Genomic DNA, 18789 nt, shown 5'->3' with positions numbered 1-18789 from the left:
CGCATGCGAAGAATGTTGATTGCCGCCGCGCTCGCATTGAGCGCTTCCGCCGCAATGGCGCAGACCACCATCCGCATCGGCCTGCAGGACGATATTGGCTCGCTGGACCCGGCGCGCAGCGTGCAGTTCGAGGACCGTGTCGTGTTCGCGTCGCTGTGCAATTCGCTCGTCGATGTCGCGCCGGATCTGAAAATCGTGCCGATGCTCGCCACGTCGTGGACCACGGGCGACGACGGCAAATCGCTGACGTTCAAGCTGCGCCAGGGCGTCAAGTTCCAGGACGACGAGCCGTTCAACGCCGCCGCCGTGAAGGCGAACCTCGACCGCTACCGCACGCTGCCGACCAGCAACCGCAAGAGCGAACTGTCTTCCGTCGATCATGTCGATGTGATCGACGACAGCACCGTGAAAATCGTGCTGAAGCAGCCGGATGCGGCGCTTCTGGCCACGCTGTCGGACCGCGCGGGCATGATGCTCGCGCCGAAAACGCTGAGCGACGCGGCAGGCGTCGCGTCGCATCCCGTGTGCTCGGGGCCGTACAAGTTCGTGCAGCGCGTGCAGAACGATCGCGTGGTGCTCGAGAAGTTCGCCGGTTACTGGGACGCGGACAAGTATCCCGTCCAGCGCGTCGTGTTCCAGCCGATTCCCGACAGCACCGTGCGTCTCGCGAATCTGCGCTCGGGCTCGCTGGATATGCTGGAGCGTCTCGCACCTTCCGACGTCGCCGCCGTCAAGAGCGATGCGAATTTGCAGTTCAAGCCGGTCACGGGCCTCGGTTTCTACTACGTGACGTTCAACATCAACAACGGCCCGCGCGGCAACGGTCCGCTGAAGGACAAGCGCGTGCGCCAGGCGTTCGAGCTGTCGATCGACCGCGACGCAATCGACCAGGTGATCGGCGCGGGCATCTTCACGCCTGCGAACCAGGGCATTCCGAAATCGAGCCCTTACTACAACGCGTCGCTGCCGACCACGAAGCGCGACGTCGCGAAGGCGAAGGCGCTCTTGAAGGCGGCGGGCCAGGAGCATCCGACCATCGAGTTTGCGTATCCGAACAACACGGTCGCAAGCCAGATCACGCAGATGCTGCAGGCGATGCTCAGCGAAACGGGCATCACGCTGAAGCTGCGTCCGAGCGACTACGCAACGGAATTGAACGCGGGCCACAGCGGCGACTTCGAAGCGATGTACACGGGCTGGTCGGGGCGCGTCGATCCCGACGGCAACCTGCATCAGTTCAACACCTGCGCGGGCAACCTGAACTACGCGCACTACTGCAACCAGCAGGTCGATTCGCTGCTCGACTCGGCGCGCACCAGGCAGACCCAGGCCGAGCGCAAGTCCGACTACGACGCCGCGGGCAAGATCCTCGCCGACGACGACCCCATCGTCTATATCTACGCGCAGCCGTGGCCGTTCGTGCTGTCGAAGAAAGTGCAGGGCTTCACGCCTTACGCCGACGGTCTGGTGCGCCTGCGCGGCGTGTCGATCAAGGGCTGAGCGTCATGCTGCCGATCATCGCGAATCGCCTGCTCGTGGCCGTGCCGACGCTGATTTTGGTGTCGATGCTGATTTTCGGCTTGCAGAAGCTGCTGCCGGGCGACCCGGTCCGCGCGATGGCGGGCGAGGATCAGGACCCGCAGCTGATCGCGACGCTGCGCGTCAAGTATCACCTCGATCAGCCCGTGCCGACGCAGTACGCGCTGTGGATGCGCGATGTCGCGCACGGCGATCTCGGTTCGTCTTTGCGCACTGATGTGCCCGTGCGCGCGCTGATCGCGCAGAAGCTGCCCGTCACGATCCAGCTCGCGGTGATGGCGATGATTCTCGCCATCGGCATCGGCATTCCGGCGGGCGTGATTTCGGCGGCGAGCCGGGGCGGACCGCTCGACTACGCGGCGAACATCTTCGCGCTGTCGGGCATGTCCATACCGAATTTCTGGCTCGGCATCATGCTGATTTTCATCGTGTCGGTGCGCTGGCATCTGTTGCCGTCGTCGGGTTATGTGTCGCCGGGCGAGGACTTCTGGCTCAGCATCAAGACGATGCTGATGCCCGCGTTCGTGCTGGGCGCCGCGCTCGGCGCGCAGCTGATGCGCCATACGCGCAGCGCGATGCTCGGTGTCTTGCGCACCGACTACATCCGCACGGCGCGCGCGAAAGGGCTGCTGCGCGGCGCCGTGGTCGTCAAGCACGCGTTCCGCAATGCGCTGATTCCCATCGTCACCGTGCTCGCGCTGCTGTTCGGCGAGCTGCTCGCGGGCGCCGTGCTGACGGAACAGGTGTTCACGATTCCAGGCTTCGGCAAGCTCGTCGTTGATGCCGTGTTCAATCGCGATTACCCCGTCGTGCAGGGCGTCGTGCTCGTCACGGCGGTCGCGTTCATCGTCGTGAACCTGTGCGCGGATGTGCTCTATATCCTGCTCAATCCCCGACTGAGGCGCAGTTGATGGCTACTTCAATCGATGCCCGATCCACGTCGGCGGCCGCCGCGTTGCCGCGTCGCAAACGCCGCGGGCTCACGCGCTTCATGCGCAATCGCGCGGCTGTGTTCGGCGCGTTTCTGGTGGCGCTCATCGTGGTCATGGCCTTGTTCGCGCCGTGGCTCACGCACTACGACCCCGTGCAGGCGAGCTTCATGACCGTGCGCCAGGCGCCGTCGGCGGCGCACTGGTTCGGCACCGACGAACTCGGCCGCGACGTGCTGAGCCGACTCTTGTACGGCGCGCGTGCGTCGTTGCTGGCGGGCGTCGTGTCGGTCGGCATTGCGGTCGTGCTCGGTGTGCCGCTGGGTTTGATCGCCGGTTATTTCGGCAGGTTCGTCGACGGCGTGATCTCGCGCGTCGCCGATGCGCTGCTGTCGATCCCGTTCCTGATTCTCGCGATCGCATTGAGCGCATTTCTCGGCCCGAGCCTGACGAACGCGATGGCCGCGATCGGCATTTCGGCGATGCCGCGCTTCATCCGCCTCACGCGCGGCCAGGCCATCAGCGTGAAGGCCGAAGAATATGTGGAAGGCGCGCGCGCGATCGGCCTCGATCACGCGCGGATCATTCTGCGCTACATTCTGCCGAACGTGCTGCCGCCCATCATCGTGCAGGCGAGCCTGACGGTGGCGAGCGCGATCATCGCCGAAGCGAGCCTGTCGTTTCTCGGGCTCGGACAATTGCCGCCCGCGCCGTCGTGGGGCTCGATGCTCAACACGGCAAAAGACTTCGTGAGCCAGGCGCCGTGGATGTCGATCTTTCCCGGCATTGCGATCTTCCTGGCCGTGCTCGGCTTCAACCTGCTCGGCGACGGCCTGCGCGACGCGCTCGATCCGCGCGAATCGTGATGTTTTTTGCGCGCCACGGCTTTCGATGGCGCGCGGCCGTACCAGCAAAACCACCAGAGTGACAACATGACAAGCTTCAACTGGCAGAACCCTTATCCGACGCTGCGCATGCCCGTGTTCGCGCGCAACATCGTGTCGACGTCGCAGCCGCTCGCCGCGCAGGCCGGCTTGCGCATGCTGTGGAAAGGCGGCAATGCGATCGATGCGGCCATCGCGGCGGCGGCGGCCATCACTGTCGTCGAGCCGGTGTCGAACGGACTCGGCAGCGACGCGTTCGCGCTCGTGTGGGACGGCAACAGGCTGCACGGGTTGAACGCATCGGGCGTCGCGCCCGCTGCGTGGAACGTCGATTACTTCAGGCGCAAATACGGCGAAAACAACGGCCTCGCCGTGCAGCCCGTGCGCGGCTGGGACACGGTGACGGTGCCCGGCGCCATTGCGGGCTGGGAAGCGCTGCATCGCAAGTTCGGCTCGCTGCCGTTCGCCGATCTGATGGAGCCTGCCATCGAGATCGCCGAGCGCGGCCATGCCGTGGCGAGCGTCGTCGCGCGCAAGTGGGCGGCCGCCGTGCCCGAACTGAAGAACCAGCCGGGCTACGCCGATACGTTCATGCCGCGCGGCCGCGCGCCCGAAGTCAGCGAACTGGTGAAGATGCCGGGCCACGCAAAGACCTTGCGCATGCTCGCCGAACTCGGCCCGCGCGCCTACTACGAAGGCGAAATCGCGGAACGCATTGCGGCGTTTGCGCGCGAATGCGGCGCGGCCATGACGCTCGACGATCTGCGCAACTATCAGCCCGATTGGGTCGAGCCGATCGGCAAGAACTATCGCGGCTACACGGTGCACGAGATTCCGCCGAACGGGCAGGGCATTGCCGCGCTGATCGCGCTCGGCATTCTCGAACAGTTCGACGTGGCCGCGCTGAAGGTCGACGGCATCGAATCGCAGCATCTGCAGATCGAGGCGATGAAGCTCGCGTTCGCGGATGTGTACCGCTACGTCGCCGATCCGCGCTCGATGGAAGTGACGCCTGAGCAAATGCTCGACGACGCCTATCTGAAATCGCGCGCGAAGCTGATCGATCCGAAGCGTGCGACGCAGTTCGGCTTCGGCATGCCGAAGGCGGGCGGTACGATTTACCTGTCGGCGGCCGACGAGCGCGGCATGATGGTCAGCTTCATCCAGTCGAACTACATGGGCTTCGGTTCGGGCTGCGTCGTGCCGGAGATGGGCATTTCGCTGCAGAACCGCGGCTGCGGTTTCTCGATGGACCCGAAGTCGCCGAACGTGGTGGAGGGCGGCAAGCGGCCGTTCCACACGATCATCCCGGCGTTCCTCACGCAGCAGGTGGACGGCAAGCAGGAAGCGGTGATGAGCTTCGGCGTGATGGGCGGCGACATGCAGCCGCAAGGGCATCTGCAAACGGTGGTGCGCATGCTCGACTACGGCCAGCAGCCGCAGGCGGCATGCGATGCGCCGCGCTGGAAGGTCAACCGCGATTTCTCGATCGATATCGAATCGACGCTCGATCCGCAAACCTCGCGCGCGCTCGAAGGCCTGGGCCACACGATCAAGTCGATCGATGATCCATATATGGATTTCGGTTCGGGCCAGTTCATCTGGAAGCTCGACCGCAACGAGCCCGAGCGCGGCTATGTCGCTGCAAGCGACAGCCGTCGCGACGGGCTGGCTGCGGGCTTCTGAGCGGCGCGTCGGGGCAGAGTGCATCGGCGCGTGGCGTCGCGCGCCGGCCCTTTCTGCGGCAAACCGCGAAGGCGTCGGCCGACGCCTTCGCCACTTTCATTCGGGAATATTGCCCTCGTCGTTCTTGCGCTCGACGCGCCGCGCCGCCTTTTCGACCGCGAGCCAGTACTCGCGCATCGCGCCGATCCGCTTCTGGTCCGCGTGCACGGCAGCCATCGCGTTACGCACGCGCGCCTTCAGGACGGTGGGCTGCGCGTACTTCAGCACGCTGTCGGCGAGTCCGAGCAGCAGCGCCTGTTCGTAACGGGCGGCGTCGCCCGCGACGCCATTCGCGAGCAGCAGGATGGGCACGCCTTCGATCCGCGGCTCCTTTCTCAGGGCCGCGCACAATTCCAGTCCCGTCGTGTCGGGCAGCGTCGCGCTGACGAGGATCACCGTCGGCAGACTGTGCAGCGCGCGTTCGAGACCCTGTGCGCCCGTGGCGGCGGACGTGCAGCGGCCCAGGTCGTGCAGCAGATCCTGCAGGCTGCTCAAGCGGCCCGCATCGCTTTCGACGATCAGAATGTTGTCGGGCAAGGCGCCAAGTGTGGGCGGCAGGTACGAGCCGGAGCGAAAGCGCTCCGATTGCGTGAGAATCTTGAGCCGCTTGCGTAATTGCGTTTCGACGCGCGCGCGCAGTTGCGTGGCATTCAGCGGCTTTGTGACGTAATCCGATGCGCCGAGGCGGAACGCGTCGATCTCCAGCGCGGGCGCATCGTGGCTCGTGACGAAGATGACGGGGATTTTCGCGAGTTCGGCGTCGGCCTTCAGAATTTCGCAGAAGTCGAAACCTGTCATGCCGGGCATGCTCGCGTCGAGCAGGATCAGGTCCGGCGTGGACTGCCGCGCGAGCAGCAACCCCATTTCTCCCGACAGCGCGAAGCGCCGTTCCCCGTAATCGGAAAGCATATCGCTCATGATGCGCACGGTCGCGACGTCGTCGTCGACGATCAGGAGCTTGAACTTGTACGCTGACATGTGGTGTGTGTAGCGCCTCGGAGTGGAATGCTCAATGCGGCGTTTCGCGGACGCCGCTTGCGATGGGTGACCTGCCGTCCCTGAACGAACACAAGATTAGGCGGAGATTTGCCGATCCGACAATAGCGATTTCCCGATATCCGTTGCGAATGAACGTGCGTTCAATCCTCTCACGACGTGATATGACGCGCGTACGTCCGAAGTGTTCGGCTTTTCGCGGCGATCACTTTCTCATTTTCGGCACGTGTGTTCAAAATGGATTCGGATCAAGCGGGCGCGGCGCTGGCGCCGATGCGCGCGGTGTTTTCCGTTTGCATACGATGCGCAAATTGCGCAGCCGGACTCCATGCTTGCGCGAACTTGTCTAGAATCGCACGGGCGTCGTTGGCTGCGAAGGTCGGACATTCGCGCCGCGGCGCTGCGTTTTTATGCGCGGCACGCATGGATGCCGCCCGACCTTGCCTGAAAGGACCGCTGCCGTGTGGCATTTCCCCACTGCTGTTCCGCCTTCGCTCGGCCCGTGGGCCGTGTTTCTGAGCGTGCTGCTCACGCAGCTCGGCGTGCCCGTGCCCGCCGCGCCGATGTTGATGCTGGCCGGGACGATGGCGGCGATGGGCCAGGTGTCGTATGCGAGTGTGTTCTGCGCGGCCGTCGTCGCGACGCTGCTGGCCGATTCTCTATGGTTCTTCGTCGGGCGCGTGCGCGGCCGGCGGCTGCTGAACGGGCTCGTGCGCTTTTCGCTGTCGCTCGATACATCGCTGCGCGTGGCGCGCGGCGTGTTCGAACGGCACGGCGCGCCGATCCTGATGCTCGCCAAGTTCATCCCGGGCCTCGGGCTCATTTCGGCGCCGCTGCTCGGCACGACGGCGATCGCGCCGGGCGTGTTCCTGCTGTGGGACGCTGTTGGCGCGTCGCTATGGGCGGGCGTGTATCTGGTCGGCGGCGCCGCCTTGCATGACCAGATCGTGCAGGCGATGCTGCTGGTGCGGCACAACGGCGGCACGATTTTCGATGCGTTCGCCGCGATCGGCGTGACGATGCTGCTGTATCGCTGGGTGCGACGCATCCAGTTCCGGCGCGCGCTCGCGGAGCGGCGCATCAGCCCGGAACAGCTCGACGCGATGATGCGTTCCGACGCACCGCCGCTGATCTTCGATGCGAGACCTCGCAGCGTGCGCGAACAGGAGGCGTACCGGATCGCGGGCGCGTACCCGCTGGATCTCGATTCCCCCGGCCAACTGGAACCCGCCGTGCTCGCGCATCCCATCGTCGTATATTGCGTGTGCCCGAACGAAGCGACGGCGCGGCGCATCATCGAGCAGCTGCATCGCAAGGGCATTCACCATGCGCGCGCGCTGAAGGGCGGACTCGACGCGTGGGAAAAGCGCGGCTATCCCACGGAGCCGCTGCCCGCCGATTTCTCCACGTCGCTGCAACGCCTGGCCGTGGCCGTGCCGGAAGAAGAGTACACGGTCCGCGCGACCGTGGCGGGCTGAACGCGGGCGAGTCGCCGCGCCTCGATTCCTGCGTCCTCCCAGGCGCTTTTTCCGCTGCCGCTAAAACGCCGGAAACCCTTGCCGCACAACGGTCGGCGCGTGTGCGCCGCCTCGTGACACAGGTTGAAATAACTTCCGCATAGCCTGTAACGGCTGTCATCTCTACAGTGCACACATCGGATGCGATGCACTGATCGAACTCCACCGCAGACGATACCTCCGCCACCAACCGTTATGGCATCGTCATGGAATACGTCACCAAACTTGTTTTCGGCTTCACGGGCTTCGTCGTCGCGATATCGCTGATCGAAGCAGTCGTACTCAGCCGCAGGAAAAGCGCGACCACACCCTTCGCATGGCACGAGGTGTGGATTTCCCTCCTCGACCTCGCTGTGCGCAGACTGATGTCGCTGCTGCCGCTCTCGCTCGCGACACCGTTGTTCAGCTTCGCCTACGAGCATCGCCTGTTCACTGTCGATATCAATAGCGCGCTCATGGTGTTCGCGCTCTTCATCGGCCAGGAGTTCTGCTACTACTGGTATCACCGCGCCTCGCATCGCATGCGCTTTTTCTGGGCCACGCACGCCGTGCATCATTCGCCGAACCAGTTGACGCTGTCGACGTCATACCGTCTCGGCTTGACGGGCAAGCTGTCGGGCGCAACGCTGTTCTTCGCGCCGCTGGTCTGGCTCGGCGTGAAGCCAGAAGTCGTGATGCTGACGCTGTTCCTGAACCTGATGTACCAGTTCTGGCTGCATACCACATGGATTCCGAAGCTCGGCTGGTTTGAGTACGTGTTCAACACGCCGTCCGCTCACCGCGTGCATCACGCATCGAACGTCGACTATCTCGATGCGAACTACGGCGGCGTGCTGATCGTGTTCGACCGCCTGTTCGGCACGTACGTCGAAGAGCGCGAAGACGAACCCTGTGTGTACGGTTTCGTTACGCCGACCACGTCGCGCAATCCGTTCGTCATCGAGTTCGAACACTGGGCCACGCTGATTCGCGACGTCGTCAAGGCGAAGAACCCGTGGATCGCGCTCAACCACATCATCCAGCCGCCGGGCTGGCTGCCCGACGGCGGCGGCGAAACGACGGAAGAACTGCGCCGCAAGAACAAGGCCGTGGTGCAGAGCGCTTGCGAGACCGTCAACGGTTGATGTGTCACCAAGACGCAAGCCTGGATAATGGAAGGACCAGGCGGGGCGCGCAGACGGATGCGCGCCCCGTTTCTATTGGCACTCTGCTTGCTCAATCGCCGCAAATATCCATTGCGAATCGCGGCGTCTTTCAGAACGAGTCACGCTGATTCAGGTTGTATGGCACGCCAGCACGCCGCAGGCCAATGGAGTAGTCTATCGACCTGGCAGCCGCGCGCATGCGGCTCGCGAGCACGAAGCAACATCATCCAACCCGATCTCATCGATGAGGCCACTATGGAATATCGTCACCTGGGCGCGTCAGGATTCAAGGTTCCCGTACTGAGCTTCGGCACGGGAACGTTCGGCGGTAAAGGCGAATTCTTTCAGGCGTGGGGCGGGGCGGATGTCGCGCAGGCTCGCAAGCTCGTCGATATCTGTCTCGACGCAGGTGTGACGTTGTTCGACAGCGCCGACATCTATTCGAGCGGCGCATCGGAATCGATTCTCGGCGAGGCGCTCAAGGGTCGTCGCGACAAGGCCATCATCTCGACGAAGGCCACGTTCCGCTTCGACGAAAACGATCCCAATGCCGTCGGCTCATCGCGCTTTCATTTGATCAAGGCCGTCGATGCCGCCCTCGCTCGCCTGCAAACCGACTACATCGATCTGTTCCAGCTGCACGGCTTCGATGCCAAAACGCCCGTCGAAGAAACGTTGTCGACGCTGAACGATCTCGTGCGCGCGGGCAAGATCCGCTATACAGGCGTGTCGAATTTTTCCGGCTGGCATCTGCAGAAGTCGCTCGATGTCGCGGACCGTTACGGCTATCCGCGTTATGTCGCGAACCAGACCTATTACTCGCTGATCGGACGCGACTACGAATGGGAACTGATGCCGCTCGGCATCGATCAGGGCGTGGGCGCCGTCGTGTGGAGCCCGCTCGGTTGGGGCCGTCTGACGGGAAAGATTCGCCGCGGCCAGCCGCTGCCCGATCAGAGCCGTCTGCACAAGACGGCCGACATGGGGCCGCCCGTTCCCGACGAGTACCTGTATCGCGTGGTCGATGCGCTGGATGCCATCGCGGAAGAAACGGGCAAGACCATTGCGCAGATCGCGCTGAACTGGCTGCTGCAGCGGCCAACCGTGTCGACGGTGCTGATCGGCGCGCGCGATGAAACGCAGCTGCGCCAGAATCTGGGCGCCGTCGGCTGGAATCTTACGCAGGAACAGGTGGCGAAGCTCGACGAAGCGAGCAAGCTGAGGCCGGCTTATCCGTACTGGCATCAGGAAGGTTTCGCGGAGCGTAATCCGTTCCCCGTATAAGCAGCCGGTCCGCTGCTTGCGATGAAGTGAAGCAGGCCGGCGCGTCCGTGCGCAACGGGCAGCGCGACCGGCCCATCGATTTTTTTTTGCGGCAACATGTGAGGACGCGCTCGAACGGCACGAAGCGGCCGCGAGCGTCGTGCATCGAATGGTCATGAGCGAGGCCAGATATGCCGACAGTGCTGCTTGTAGACGACGACGCTGGAACGCTGGACGCATGGCAGACGGTCTGCGAGGCGCACGGCTATCAGACGTGTCTCGCGCAAGACGGACGCGCCGCACTCGATCTTCTGCACAAGCGTGAAGTGGACATCGTGGTCGCGGATTGGCGCATGCCCGTCATGTCGGGCAGCGTGCTGTGCTATCACGTGCGCAACGAGCCGAGTCTCGCGGATATCGTGTTCATCCTCGTGTCGGGCGAGCCGAGCCCACCCGCTTTCGTCTATTACGACGGCTTTCTGCGCAAGCCGCTCGACCCGTCCGATCTTCTGTCGGCAATGGACCGGCTGCTGCAGGAGCGCGCCGCCGACGGCCGCCGCCGGCGCAACATTCCCGCCATGCCGAAGAGTCAATAAACGTTCTCCTGATGTCGGCAAAAAAGAAGAGCATCTTTATCTGACTGAAAGCCGGGTCTCGCAGGTCGCGCTTCGTTCGCATCGTTTTTTGCGCACTGTCTCACTTCGACGCCGGATATTTTTGTCACGCCTATGATGGAAGCGCTGCGTTGAGCTGGCGCGTTGGTGGTTGCCAAACCGTTGTCCATTCTCTATGATCGCGCGCCCAAAATCGCAGACTCGTTGTCATGCGATCCGACTCGGCACAGCACCATCACGGAGCCTATACAACATGAAGAAATCACTACTTGCCCTCGCGACCCTCGGCGTTTTTACTGCATCCGCGCACGCGCAAAGCAGCGTGACACTGTATGGCCTGATCGATACGGGTCTCGTCTATACCAACAATCAGCAGGGCCACAGCAACTGGCAAATGCTCAGCAGCGCGACGCAGAATACCGTGTTCGGCCTCAAGGGCTCGGAAGATCTGGGCGGCGGCCTGCATGCGGTGTTCAAGCTCGAACAAGGCTTTCTGCTGAATAACGGCGCGCAGGCGTTCTCCGGCGATGCCTTCGGTTCGCAGGTGTGGGTCGGTCTGCAAAGCGATCCCTATGGCACGCTGACGTTCGGCCGCCAGTTCGACGTGATGAACGACCTCGTCGGCCCGCTGACAGCGGAATTCAACACGTGGGGTGGCAGCATGGCCGCGCATCCGTTCGAGAACGACAACCTCGCTGCGAACTCCGTCGTCGTCAACAACACGGTCAAGTACACGAGCCCCGTCTATCGCGGCATCACGTTCGCGACGATGTATGCGTTCAGCAACAAGGCAGGCGACTTTTCGAACAACCGCTCGTATGGCTTCGGCCTGTCGTACGCGATGGGCCCCGTCAATCTCGCGGCCGGCTATCTGCAGTTCAACAACGCGGGCAACGAAGGCGGCGCGATCACCGCATCCGATACGAGCGCGAACTTCATCGCGGAACGACAGCGCATCTGGTCGCTCGGCGGCAACTATACGTACGGCCCCGCGACGGTTGGTCTCGTCTGGAGTCACACGCAGCTCGACAACGTGGCAGGCGTGTTCTCGTTCGGCACGGGCAGCTATCTCGGCGCGAACGACTCGTCCGCGGGCACGTTGAATGGCTCGCTGCGCCTCGACAACTACGAAGTGAACGCGAAGTACGCGCTCACGCCCGCCTTGAGCGTGTCGGGTGCGTACACGTACACGCATGGCGCGTACAACGGCTCGTCGCCGGGATGGAACACGGCGATGCTGCAAACGGATTACGCCGTCAGCAAGCGCACGGATTTCTACCTCGAAGGCGTCTATCAAAACGTGCATGGCGCGCCGGCGGGCACGGTGCTCTCGCACGCGATGATCAACACGCTGTCGCCTTCGTCGACGGATACGCAGGTTGCCGTGACGGTGGGCCTGCGGCACGCGTTCTGATGCCACGCGCCCGTTCGCGCCACGCATAGCGACGCTGCGCCTGGCGCGAGGCGGGCGCCTGCGCCGTCATGTGCGGCGCTTTCTCATATCTGCCCCATACTCCATCGCTGTCGCGCATCCGTGGCAAACTTTGGTTTTGCCACCTTGCGCGCCGTCACGCTTGCGCGGCGGCCCCACGACACGAACCGTTCATGGACGACGTATCCGCCTTCGACCCGCTACGCCCACGCCTGCAGAAGATCGCCTACCGGATGCTCGGCTCCGTCGCCGAAGCCGAAGACATCGTGCAGGACGTCTGGCTGCGCTGGCACGGCGCCGACCGTCAGGACATCGACAACGCGGAAGCGTGGCTCGTTTCCGTGACGACGCGCATGTCCATCGACCGCTTGCGCGCCGCGAAGGTCCAGCGCGAGCACTACACGGGTATCTGGCTGCCGGAGCCGCTGATGACCGATTCGCCCGCCACCCCCGAAGAGATGAAGGAGCGCGCCGACGATGTCTCCGTCGCGTTTCTGCTGCTGCTCGAACGGCTGTCGCCTGAAGCGCGGGCGGCGTTCCTGCTGCGTGAAGTGTTCGACGCGGACTATGACGAAGTCGCCGGTGCAATCGGCAAGACGGAAGCCGCGTGCCGTCAGCTGGTGAGCCGCGCGAAGGCGCAACTGCGCGATGAACGTCCACGCTACGCAGTGCCGCGCGAGAAGCATCAGCAGCTGCTGCAGACCTTCGCACAGGCACTCGAACGCGGCGATTTTCCCGCCATCAACGCGTTCCTCGCGCAAGATGCCATCCTCATCGGCGATGGCGGCGGCAAGGTACAGAGTTTCCCGAAACCGATGGAGGGCGGCCGGCGCATCGCGCAGCTGTTCTACGCCGCCGCGCTGCGCTACAAGAGCGGGTTGCGCGTGAAGCTCGTGATGCTCAACGGCGAGGCCGCGTTGCTGCGCTATTTCGAAGGCGAGCTGGAGTCGGCGCAAACATTTGAAACGGACGGCGAGCGCATCGTCGCCATTCACGTACAGCGCAATCCCGACAAGCTCGCGCGTATCGCCGCCGCTTATCCCCACCCCTGAGCGCTGCGTCGTCATTTCTTCTGGTTGCCGATTGGTGTCCGGTGGGCAACACCGTGAGCCCGTCGGCGCGTCTACCGCGCTGCGAACCGCGAACCTAACATGACTGCATGCGGTTCACGACCGCTCGCGGCGCCGCCGCATCCGTCATCGCGGACGCCGCCGTCACCGACACCAGGAGAACGTTCATGACCCAGCGCGTCAACTACTTTCAGCAGTCGCCGGAACTGTCCAAAAAATTCATCGAGTTCAGCAATCTGCTGAAGGATTCCGCGATTGAAGCGGGAGTGCTCGACCTCGTCAACATCCGTGCATCGCAGATCAACGGCTGCACCTTTTGCCTCGACATGCACGTGAAGGAAGCACGCATTCACGGCGAGCGCGAGCTGCGCCTGCATCATGTCGCAGCCTGGCGCGAATCGACGCTGTTTTCGCCGCGCGAACGCGCCGCGCTCGCATGGACGGAAGTCCTGACGACGCTGCCCGAACACGGCGTGCCCGACGAAATCTATGAGCGCGTGCGCGGCCAGTACTCGGAGAAGGAAGTGTCCGATCTCACCTTCCTGGTGATGGCGATCAATGCCTGGAACCGCGCGAACGTCGCGTTCAGGCCCGTGCCGGGTTCCTTCGACAAGGCATTCGGCCTCGACAAGGCGAACCTCGCCTGAGCCCGATACGGTTGTTCTTTTTTACCCTGCGGCCCGCTTGCGGGCCGTCCCCATTGAAGGAGCACACAATGTTCCGCTCGAAGAAAAGCCTGGCGGCCGCGCTCGCGATCACGGGCGCGTTGACGGGCAAGGCATATGCCGAGGCCCCGGACGCGATCGTTACGCCCGTCATGACGAAGGCGCTTGCCGATTACCCCGGCAAGGAAGCGATGATGATCACGGTTGTGTATCCGCCCGGCTCGCAGGACCCGGTGCATCGGCATCATGCCCACGGCTTCATCTACGTGCTGGAGGGCTCGATCGTGATGGCGGTGAAGGGCGGCAAGGAAGTCACGCTGACGCCCGGCCAGGCCTTCTATGAAGGCCCCGACGACGTTCACACGGTCGGTCGCAACGCGAGCCAGACGAAACCCGCGAAATTCCTCGTGCTGCTGCTGAAGGACAAGGGCTCGCCCGTGCTGGTGCCCGAGAAGTAGGCGTGCGCCTGACGCGGCGTCGGCGCGGGTGCGCCGGAAAAAATCCGACGGACGGCGTCACAGACGGGAGCGCTCGAACGTCTAGTCTGTAAACGGACTCCACTTCTTTGGGCTTCCATGTCAGACTTCGCACCGCGCCGCTTCCGGTCCGGCGCCGACGACCCGATTGCAAGCACGTTTGCAACCAGTTTCGCCGGTGTCGTCGCGTTTCTTGCCGTTGCCAATGAGGGCAGCTTTGCCAGAGCGGGCGACCGTCTCGGCATAGGACGCTCGTCGGTGAGCCGCAACGTGCAGAAGCTCGAGGCCCAGCTCGACACTCGCCTCTTTCTGCGCACGACCCGCAGCACGTCGCTCACGCGCGAAGGCGAACTGTTCTATGAGAACTGCCAGGCGGGCGTCGAGCGCATCGTGCAGGCACTCGAAGAAATGCGCGAACTGCGCAATGGTCCGCCGCGAGGGCAGCTGCGCATCCATTCGACGCCGGGCTTCGGACGCAGGATCGTCGCGCCGCTGCTGCGCGGCTTTCGGGCGAGCTATCCCGACATCTCGCTCGAACTGCTGCTCAACGACCGTCCCGCCGACTTCACGGCCGAGCGTATCGACGTGTCGTTTCGCGACGGTCGCATGGAGGACAGCGAGATCGTCGCGCGTCAGTTGATCCCGATGCAGATGATCGTGTGCGCATCGCCTGCGTATGCGCGCACGCACGGCTTGCCGCGTGAGGTCGACGAACTGCCCGCGCACCAGTGCATCAACTTCCGGACTGCATCGGGCCGCGTGAAGGAATGGGAGTTCAAGATCGGCGGCGTGCCGCAACGCCGCCAGCCCGCCGCGACACATACGTTCAACGATGCGGAGCTGATCCTGCAAGCCGTGCTCGACGGGCAAGGCCTCGCGCAACTGCCGGGCTATCAGGTGTGCGACCTGCTCGGCGACGGACGCCTCGTCAGCTGTCTCGCGCAGCATGCGCCCGACGACAGCGGTCACTACATCTGCTATCTGAGCCGCAAGCACTTGCCTGCGCGCATCCGTGTATTCGTCGATTACATGACCGAGCACACGCGCGCACTCGACCTGGACTGTTTCACGCCGATGACCGCGCTGGCCGAGTGCGCGTAGCGGCGCGATGTCCTGGCGCGTGAACGCGCGCCAGCGGGTCTCGCGCCGCGCTAACCCGTCACGCGCGCATCCGCCAGCAGCCGGTGAATCTGCGCGACGACGGCCGCGCCTTCGCCGACCGCCGACGCCACGCGTTTGGTCGAGCCCGAGCGCACGTCGCCGATCGCAAACACGCCGGACACGCTGGTTTGCAGCGACATCGGCTGCAGGCCCAGACCGGGAATATCGGCGCCCGTCAGCACGAAGCCCTTGTCGTCGAGCGATACGCCGCACGTCTTCAGCCAGCCCGTATTCGGCTCCGCGCCGATGAACACGAACAGGTGATGCGCGGTCATGGTGCCTTCGATGCCGCCCGCGCCGCGAAAGCTCACGCGTTCGAGCCGCGCGTCGCCTTCGAGCGCGGTCAGCTCGAAGCGCGCATGGAGCGTGACGTTCGGCAGCGACATGATGCGCTCGACCAGATAGTGCGACATGCTGTGCTCGAGGCTCGCGCCGCGAATGAACATATGCACGTGCTCCGCGTGCGACGCGAGATAGACGACCGCCTGTCCCGCGGAATTGCCGCCGCCGACCAGCAGCACGGGTTCCTTGCGGCACAGCCTTGCTTCGATCGGCGTCGCCCAGTAGTACACGCCGGAACCTTCGAAGCGCGCGAGCCCGTCGATATCGGGGCGCCGATACTCCGCGCCGCTCGCGATCACCACGCTGCGCGCCGTGATGCGCCGTCCGTCCGTCAGTTCGACGACGGGCGGCTGTTTGTCGCAATAGAGCGCCTTGACCTCGCACGGAATGCCGATGTGCGCGCCGAACTTCTGCGCCTGCACGAACGCGCGGCCCGCGAGCGCCTGCCCCGTGATGCCCGTCGGAAAGCCCAGATAGTTCTCGATGCGCGAGCTCATGCCCGCCTGGCCGCCCGGCGCGCGGCAATCGAGCGCCGCGACCGACAGCCCCTCGGAGGCCGCATAGACGGCCGTGGCGAGGCCCGCCGGACCGGCGCCGACGATAGCGACATCGTAGACATGCGCGGGATCGAACTCGGGTATCAGACCGAGACACGACGCGAGCTGCCCTTCGTCCGGATTGCGCAGCACCGTGCCGTCAGGACACAGCACAAGCGGGAAGTCGTCGGGTTGCGGCGTCAGACGTTCGAGCAGCGCGATGGCTTCGGCGTCCTGGTTCGCGTCGAGCGTCAGGCTCGGGAACGCGTTGCGGCGCAGAAAATTCTGCAGCGCGACCAGCCTTCCATTGCCGGACGGACCGACGAGCACCACGCCGTGGCCGCGCTCGATCACGAGCACGCGCCGCAGGATCAGCGCGCGCATGATCTTCTCGCCGAGATCGGCCTCGCTGATCATCATCGCGCTCAGTTCCTCGGGACGCAGCAACATCGCCTCGACGTCTTCGGTCACATGCGCGTCGACGACGGCCGGCTTGTTCGACAGTTGCGTGACGTCCGACGTGAATTCGCCGCGCCGCGTGTACGTGTGAATGACGCGCGCGTGACCGAGGCCATCGCGGCCGACGATGCGCACCTTGCCCGACAGCAGCACGAACACGCCAGGGCACAGGCTGCCCGCGCGATACAGAAGCTCGCCCTTCGCATACCGCGACGCGTGACCGAACCGCCTGATCCGCTCGATCTCCGCTTCCGCGAGGACGGGAAACATCTGCTGATGACGCGGATGGTCGCGCACGCTCGGGTCTTCGAGGAGAGCATCGTCGGCGCCCCAGGGAGCGTCCGTCGCCTGCGGGCGGCTGGGCGTTTCGTCTGACGGCGTCGGCTCGTTGCTCATCGCGGATTCTCCTGCGTGGATGCATACGCAAGGGACAGCGTAATCGCGGCGAAAAATTCCTGCATGCGTGCGTTCGCGCCCTTCATCAGCGCGTATGCAGCCGGTGCTTAACTATCGAAAGTATTCGCGCTATTAAATCGTATGCGATTGACATGACATGCGCTTTCGTACAATATGCATCGCATGCGATTGAATCGCATACATAGGAAAACCCGATATCCAACATCCAGGAGTTCAGCATGACCAGAATCGACACCGTTCTCTTCACCGGCAAGACCCACACGACGGCAAGCAGCGGCGCAGGCGAGGCGCGCGGGCATGAAGGGCGTCTCGACATCAGCCTGTCCTCGCCCGGACAGGCGTCGCACCGGTTCGAGGCCGCCCAGCCCCATCCCACCGCGGAGCAACTGTTCGCGGGCGCGTGGTCGGCGTGTCTGTTCACGGCGATCGGGCTCGCGGCCCAGGCGCAGAAGGTCACGTTGCCGCCCGATCTCGCGCTCGACATCGAGATCGATCCGGGCATGACGAACAAGGCCTACTTTCTCGGCGCGCGCATCGACGTGAGCATGCCGGGTGTGGCGCGCGACATCGCCGAAGCAGTGGTGCACGCAGCGGACGACATGTGTCCGTATTCGAAGGCCACGCGCGGCAACATCGACGTGGCGATCAACGTGATCTGATCGCCTAAGCAGCGGCATGGCCCGGCGCGAGCGCGTCTGCCATGCCGCCGCCATGCGACTTCCATCGCGATCGAAGGGGCGCGCTAGAATAAAAATCCGCGCCTTTTGATCAACGGCAGATGGCCATGAACTTCCGCATCGCTCGCATCGTTCGGCCGACGCTGTCAGTCGCATGTGCCGCAGCCCTCAGTTCGTGCGGCGGGAGCGTGTGTATCGGTTTCAACGGTTGCACCGGACCGGTCGCGGCGCCCAGCCTCGCGCTTTCGGGCACCGCTGCGACGGGCAGGGCGCTCGCCAGCGCGACGGTCAGTGCAACGTGTGCGCAAGGCTCGGGCGCGACGCTGTCGGATGGTGGCGGCCGCTATAGCCTCACGTTCAGCGCAACGCTTCCTTGCGTGCTCACGGTCACGTCGGGCGGCACGACACTGCATTCGCTTGCATTCGCGGGCGGCGTGTTCAACACGACACCTGAAACGGAGCTGATGCTCGTCTACCTTGCCGCGCAACTCGGCACGAGCGAAGCCAATCTGCTGGCGAGCTTGTCCAGCGACACGCGGCTTCAGCAGGCGCTTTCGAGCCAGTCGAATGTGCAGGCTGCGCAAGCGGCCGTCGTGGCGAATCTGCAGCAGCGCTACATGCTCACGCTCGCCGTGCCCGCGTTTCTCACGACGCCGTTCAGCGTCGGCCAACCCGGCGTGGACAGCGATCTCGAAGCGCTGCAGGCGGCGGGCGCGATCGACTCGAATGGCATGCCCGATCCCGCAGCCGTGTCGCTGATGACGCAGGCAGGCGTGGCGCAACCGCTGGCGAAGGCGCCCACGCTTTCAGCCGTCGGCGCGACGCCCGGCATGTGAGACGGCTCGGTGCCCGCTCGCCTGCCCATCTTCGGGCGTGCCGCCTGGGTTGCTTCGTTGCGCTCTTCCAGCGCGCGGCCGCGTGCGTTCTCTGTGGCGCAACGCA

At 64.3% G+C, this 18789-nt stretch carries 17 protein-coding genes; 15 read left to right on the top strand and 2 right to left on the bottom strand.

What is annotated here, in order from left to right; genetic code table 11:
* Nucleotides 1-3 precede the first annotated feature (3 nt).
* From H3V53_RS05340 to H3V53_RS05325, 4 genes are all read left to right on the top strand, one after another.
* Entirely contained in the window at nucleotides 4-1500 is a 1497-nt protein-coding gene (locus tag H3V53_RS05340; RefSeq protein ID WP_336597050.1) for an ABC transporter substrate-binding protein, read from the top strand.
* Between the two features lie 5 nt (nucleotides 1501-1505).
* Entirely contained in the window at nucleotides 1506-2450 is a 945-nt protein-coding gene (locus tag H3V53_RS05335; protein ID WP_054922970.1) for an ABC transporter permease subunit, read from the top strand.
* Nucleotides 2450-3334 (top strand): ABC transporter permease subunit, encoded by an 885-nt coding sequence (locus H3V53_RS05330; RefSeq protein WP_054922971.1) that lies wholly within the window; start codon nucleotides 2450-2452, stop codon nucleotides 3332-3334. The genes H3V53_RS05335 and H3V53_RS05330 overlap by 1 nt, the downstream gene beginning before the upstream one ends.
* 66 nt (nucleotides 3335-3400) lie before the next feature.
* Nucleotides 3401-5038: a gamma-glutamyltransferase family protein gene (locus H3V53_RS05325; protein ID WP_336597049.1), complete on the top strand. Its 1638-nt coding sequence runs from the start codon at nucleotides 3401-3403 to the stop codon at nucleotides 5036-5038.
* Nucleotides 5039-5134: 96 nt separating this feature from the next.
* On the opposite strand, the gene H3V53_RS05320 is transcribed toward H3V53_RS05325, so the two are convergent.
* Nucleotides 5135-6055 (bottom strand): response regulator, encoded by a 921-nt coding sequence (locus H3V53_RS05320; protein WP_336597048.1) that lies wholly within the window; start codon nucleotides 6053-6055, stop codon nucleotides 5135-5137.
* Nucleotides 6056-6534: 479 nt separating this feature from the next.
* On the opposite strand from H3V53_RS05320, the gene H3V53_RS05315 reads away from it, so the two are divergent.
* The 9 genes from H3V53_RS05315 to H3V53_RS05275 all read left to right on the top strand — a co-directional run bounded on the left by H3V53_RS05315 (nucleotide 6535) and on the right by H3V53_RS05275 (nucleotide 15356).
* A complete protein-coding gene (locus H3V53_RS05315; protein ID WP_336597047.1) occupies nucleotides 6535-7551 on the top strand; it encodes a VTT domain-containing protein in 1017 nt (338 codons plus the stop codon).
* A gap of 245 nt (nucleotides 7552-7796) precedes the next feature.
* Nucleotides 7797-8714, top strand: a complete 918-nt coding sequence (locus H3V53_RS05310; RefSeq protein ID WP_336597046.1) for a sterol desaturase family protein — start codon at nucleotides 7797-7799, stop codon at nucleotides 8712-8714.
* 276 nt (nucleotides 8715-8990) lie between these two features.
* Nucleotides 8991-10019, top strand: a complete 1029-nt coding sequence (locus H3V53_RS05305; protein ID WP_054922975.1) for an aldo/keto reductase — start codon at nucleotides 8991-8993, stop codon at nucleotides 10017-10019.
* Between the two features lie 170 nt (nucleotides 10020-10189).
* Nucleotides 10190-10594, top strand: coding sequence for a response regulator (locus H3V53_RS05300; protein WP_336597045.1), 405 nt, complete (start codon nucleotides 10190-10192; stop codon nucleotides 10592-10594).
* Nucleotides 10595-10865: 271 nt separating this feature from the next.
* Nucleotides 10866-12026, top strand: a complete 1161-nt coding sequence (locus tag H3V53_RS05295; RefSeq protein WP_054922977.1) for a porin — start codon at nucleotides 10866-10868, stop codon at nucleotides 12024-12026.
* A 191-nt stretch (nucleotides 12027-12217) separates the two neighbouring features.
* On the top strand, nucleotides 12218-13096 hold the full coding sequence (locus H3V53_RS05290; protein ID WP_336597044.1) for an RNA polymerase sigma-70 factor: 879 nt from the start codon (nucleotides 12218-12220) through the stop codon (nucleotides 13094-13096).
* A 185-nt stretch (nucleotides 13097-13281) separates the two neighbouring features.
* The gene (locus H3V53_RS05285; protein WP_336597043.1) at nucleotides 13282-13761 is read left to right on the top strand and encodes a carboxymuconolactone decarboxylase family protein; all 480 of its coding nucleotides are present in this window, start codon (nucleotides 13282-13284) and stop codon (nucleotides 13759-13761) included.
* Between the two features lie 68 nt (nucleotides 13762-13829).
* Nucleotides 13830-14237 (top strand): cupin domain-containing protein, encoded by a 408-nt coding sequence (locus H3V53_RS05280; protein ID WP_336597042.1) that lies wholly within the window; start codon nucleotides 13830-13832, stop codon nucleotides 14235-14237.
* A gap of 117 nt (nucleotides 14238-14354) precedes the next feature.
* The gene (locus tag H3V53_RS05275) at nucleotides 14355-15356 is read left to right on the top strand and encodes a LysR family transcriptional regulator (RefSeq protein ID WP_336597041.1); all 1002 of its coding nucleotides are present in this window, start codon (nucleotides 14355-14357) and stop codon (nucleotides 15354-15356) included.
* 50 nt (nucleotides 15357-15406) lie between these two features.
* Here H3V53_RS05275 and H3V53_RS05270 read toward each other — a convergent pair whose 3' ends face one another.
* Nucleotides 15407-17149, bottom strand: a complete 1743-nt coding sequence (locus H3V53_RS05270) for an FAD-dependent oxidoreductase (RefSeq protein ID WP_336597040.1) — start codon at nucleotides 17147-17149, stop codon at nucleotides 15407-15409.
* A 239-nt stretch (nucleotides 17150-17388) separates the two neighbouring features.
* On the opposite strand from H3V53_RS05270, the gene H3V53_RS05265 reads away from it, so the two are divergent.
* Entirely contained in the window at nucleotides 17389-17829 is a 441-nt protein-coding gene (locus tag H3V53_RS05265; RefSeq protein WP_336597039.1) for an Ohr family peroxiredoxin, read from the top strand.
* A 125-nt stretch (nucleotides 17830-17954) separates the two neighbouring features.
* Nucleotides 17955-18683, top strand: coding sequence for a hypothetical protein (locus tag H3V53_RS05260; protein ID WP_336597038.1), 729 nt, complete (start codon nucleotides 17955-17957; stop codon nucleotides 18681-18683).
* Nucleotides 18684-18789 lie beyond the last annotated feature (106 nt).

The organism is Paraburkholderia bengalensis (assembly GCF_037126505.1).
GTDB classification, from domain to species: Bacteria; Pseudomonadota; Gammaproteobacteria; order Burkholderiales; family Burkholderiaceae; genus Paraburkholderia; species Paraburkholderia bengalensis.
Note: the sequence above shows the minus strand (reverse complement) of the source record. Positions and strands in the feature narration are given on the sequence as shown.

Excerpts from the sequence above, each read along its gene's own strand:
- H3V53_RS05325 (WP_336597049.1), top strand. The coding sequence starts at position 3,401 with ATGACAAGCTTCAACTGGCAGAACCCTTATCCGACGCTGCGCATGCCC.
- H3V53_RS05320 (WP_336597048.1), bottom strand. The coding sequence starts at position 6,055 with ATGTCAGCGTACAAGTTCAAGCTCCTGATCGTCGACGACGACGTCGCG.
- H3V53_RS05260 (WP_336597038.1), top strand. The coding sequence starts at position 17,955 with ATGAACTTCCGCATCGCTCGCATCGTTCGGCCGACGCTGTCAGTCGCA.
- H3V53_RS05335 (WP_054922970.1), top strand. The coding sequence starts at position 1,506 with ATGCTGCCGATCATCGCGAATCGCCTGCTCGTGGCCGTGCCGACGCTG.
- H3V53_RS05305 (WP_054922975.1), top strand. The coding sequence starts at position 8,991 with ATGGAATATCGTCACCTGGGCGCGTCAGGATTCAAGGTTCCCGTACTG.
- H3V53_RS05285 (WP_336597043.1), top strand. The coding sequence starts at position 13,282 with ATGACCCAGCGCGTCAACTACTTTCAGCAGTCGCCGGAACTGTCCAAA.
- H3V53_RS05310 (WP_336597046.1), top strand. The coding sequence starts at position 7,797 with ATGGAATACGTCACCAAACTTGTTTTCGGCTTCACGGGCTTCGTCGTC.
- H3V53_RS05275 (WP_336597041.1), top strand. The coding sequence starts at position 14,355 with ATGTCAGACTTCGCACCGCGCCGCTTCCGGTCCGGCGCCGACGACCCG.
- H3V53_RS05280 (WP_336597042.1), top strand. The coding sequence starts at position 13,830 with ATGTTCCGCTCGAAGAAAAGCCTGGCGGCCGCGCTCGCGATCACGGGC.
- H3V53_RS05290 (WP_336597044.1), top strand. The coding sequence starts at position 12,218 with ATGGACGACGTATCCGCCTTCGACCCGCTACGCCCACGCCTGCAGAAG.
- H3V53_RS05340 (WP_336597050.1), top strand. The coding sequence starts at position 4 with ATGCGAAGAATGTTGATTGCCGCCGCGCTCGCATTGAGCGCTTCCGCC.
- H3V53_RS05300 (WP_336597045.1), top strand. The coding sequence starts at position 10,190 with ATGCCGACAGTGCTGCTTGTAGACGACGACGCTGGAACGCTGGACGCA.
- H3V53_RS05270 (WP_336597040.1), bottom strand. The coding sequence starts at position 17,149 with ATGAGCAACGAGCCGACGCCGTCAGACGAAACGCCCAGCCGCCCGCAG.
- H3V53_RS05330 (WP_054922971.1), top strand. The coding sequence starts at position 2,450 with ATGGCTACTTCAATCGATGCCCGATCCACGTCGGCGGCCGCCGCGTTG.
- H3V53_RS05295 (WP_054922977.1), top strand. The coding sequence starts at position 10,866 with ATGAAGAAATCACTACTTGCCCTCGCGACCCTCGGCGTTTTTACTGCA.
- H3V53_RS05265 (WP_336597039.1), top strand. The coding sequence starts at position 17,389 with ATGACCAGAATCGACACCGTTCTCTTCACCGGCAAGACCCACACGACG.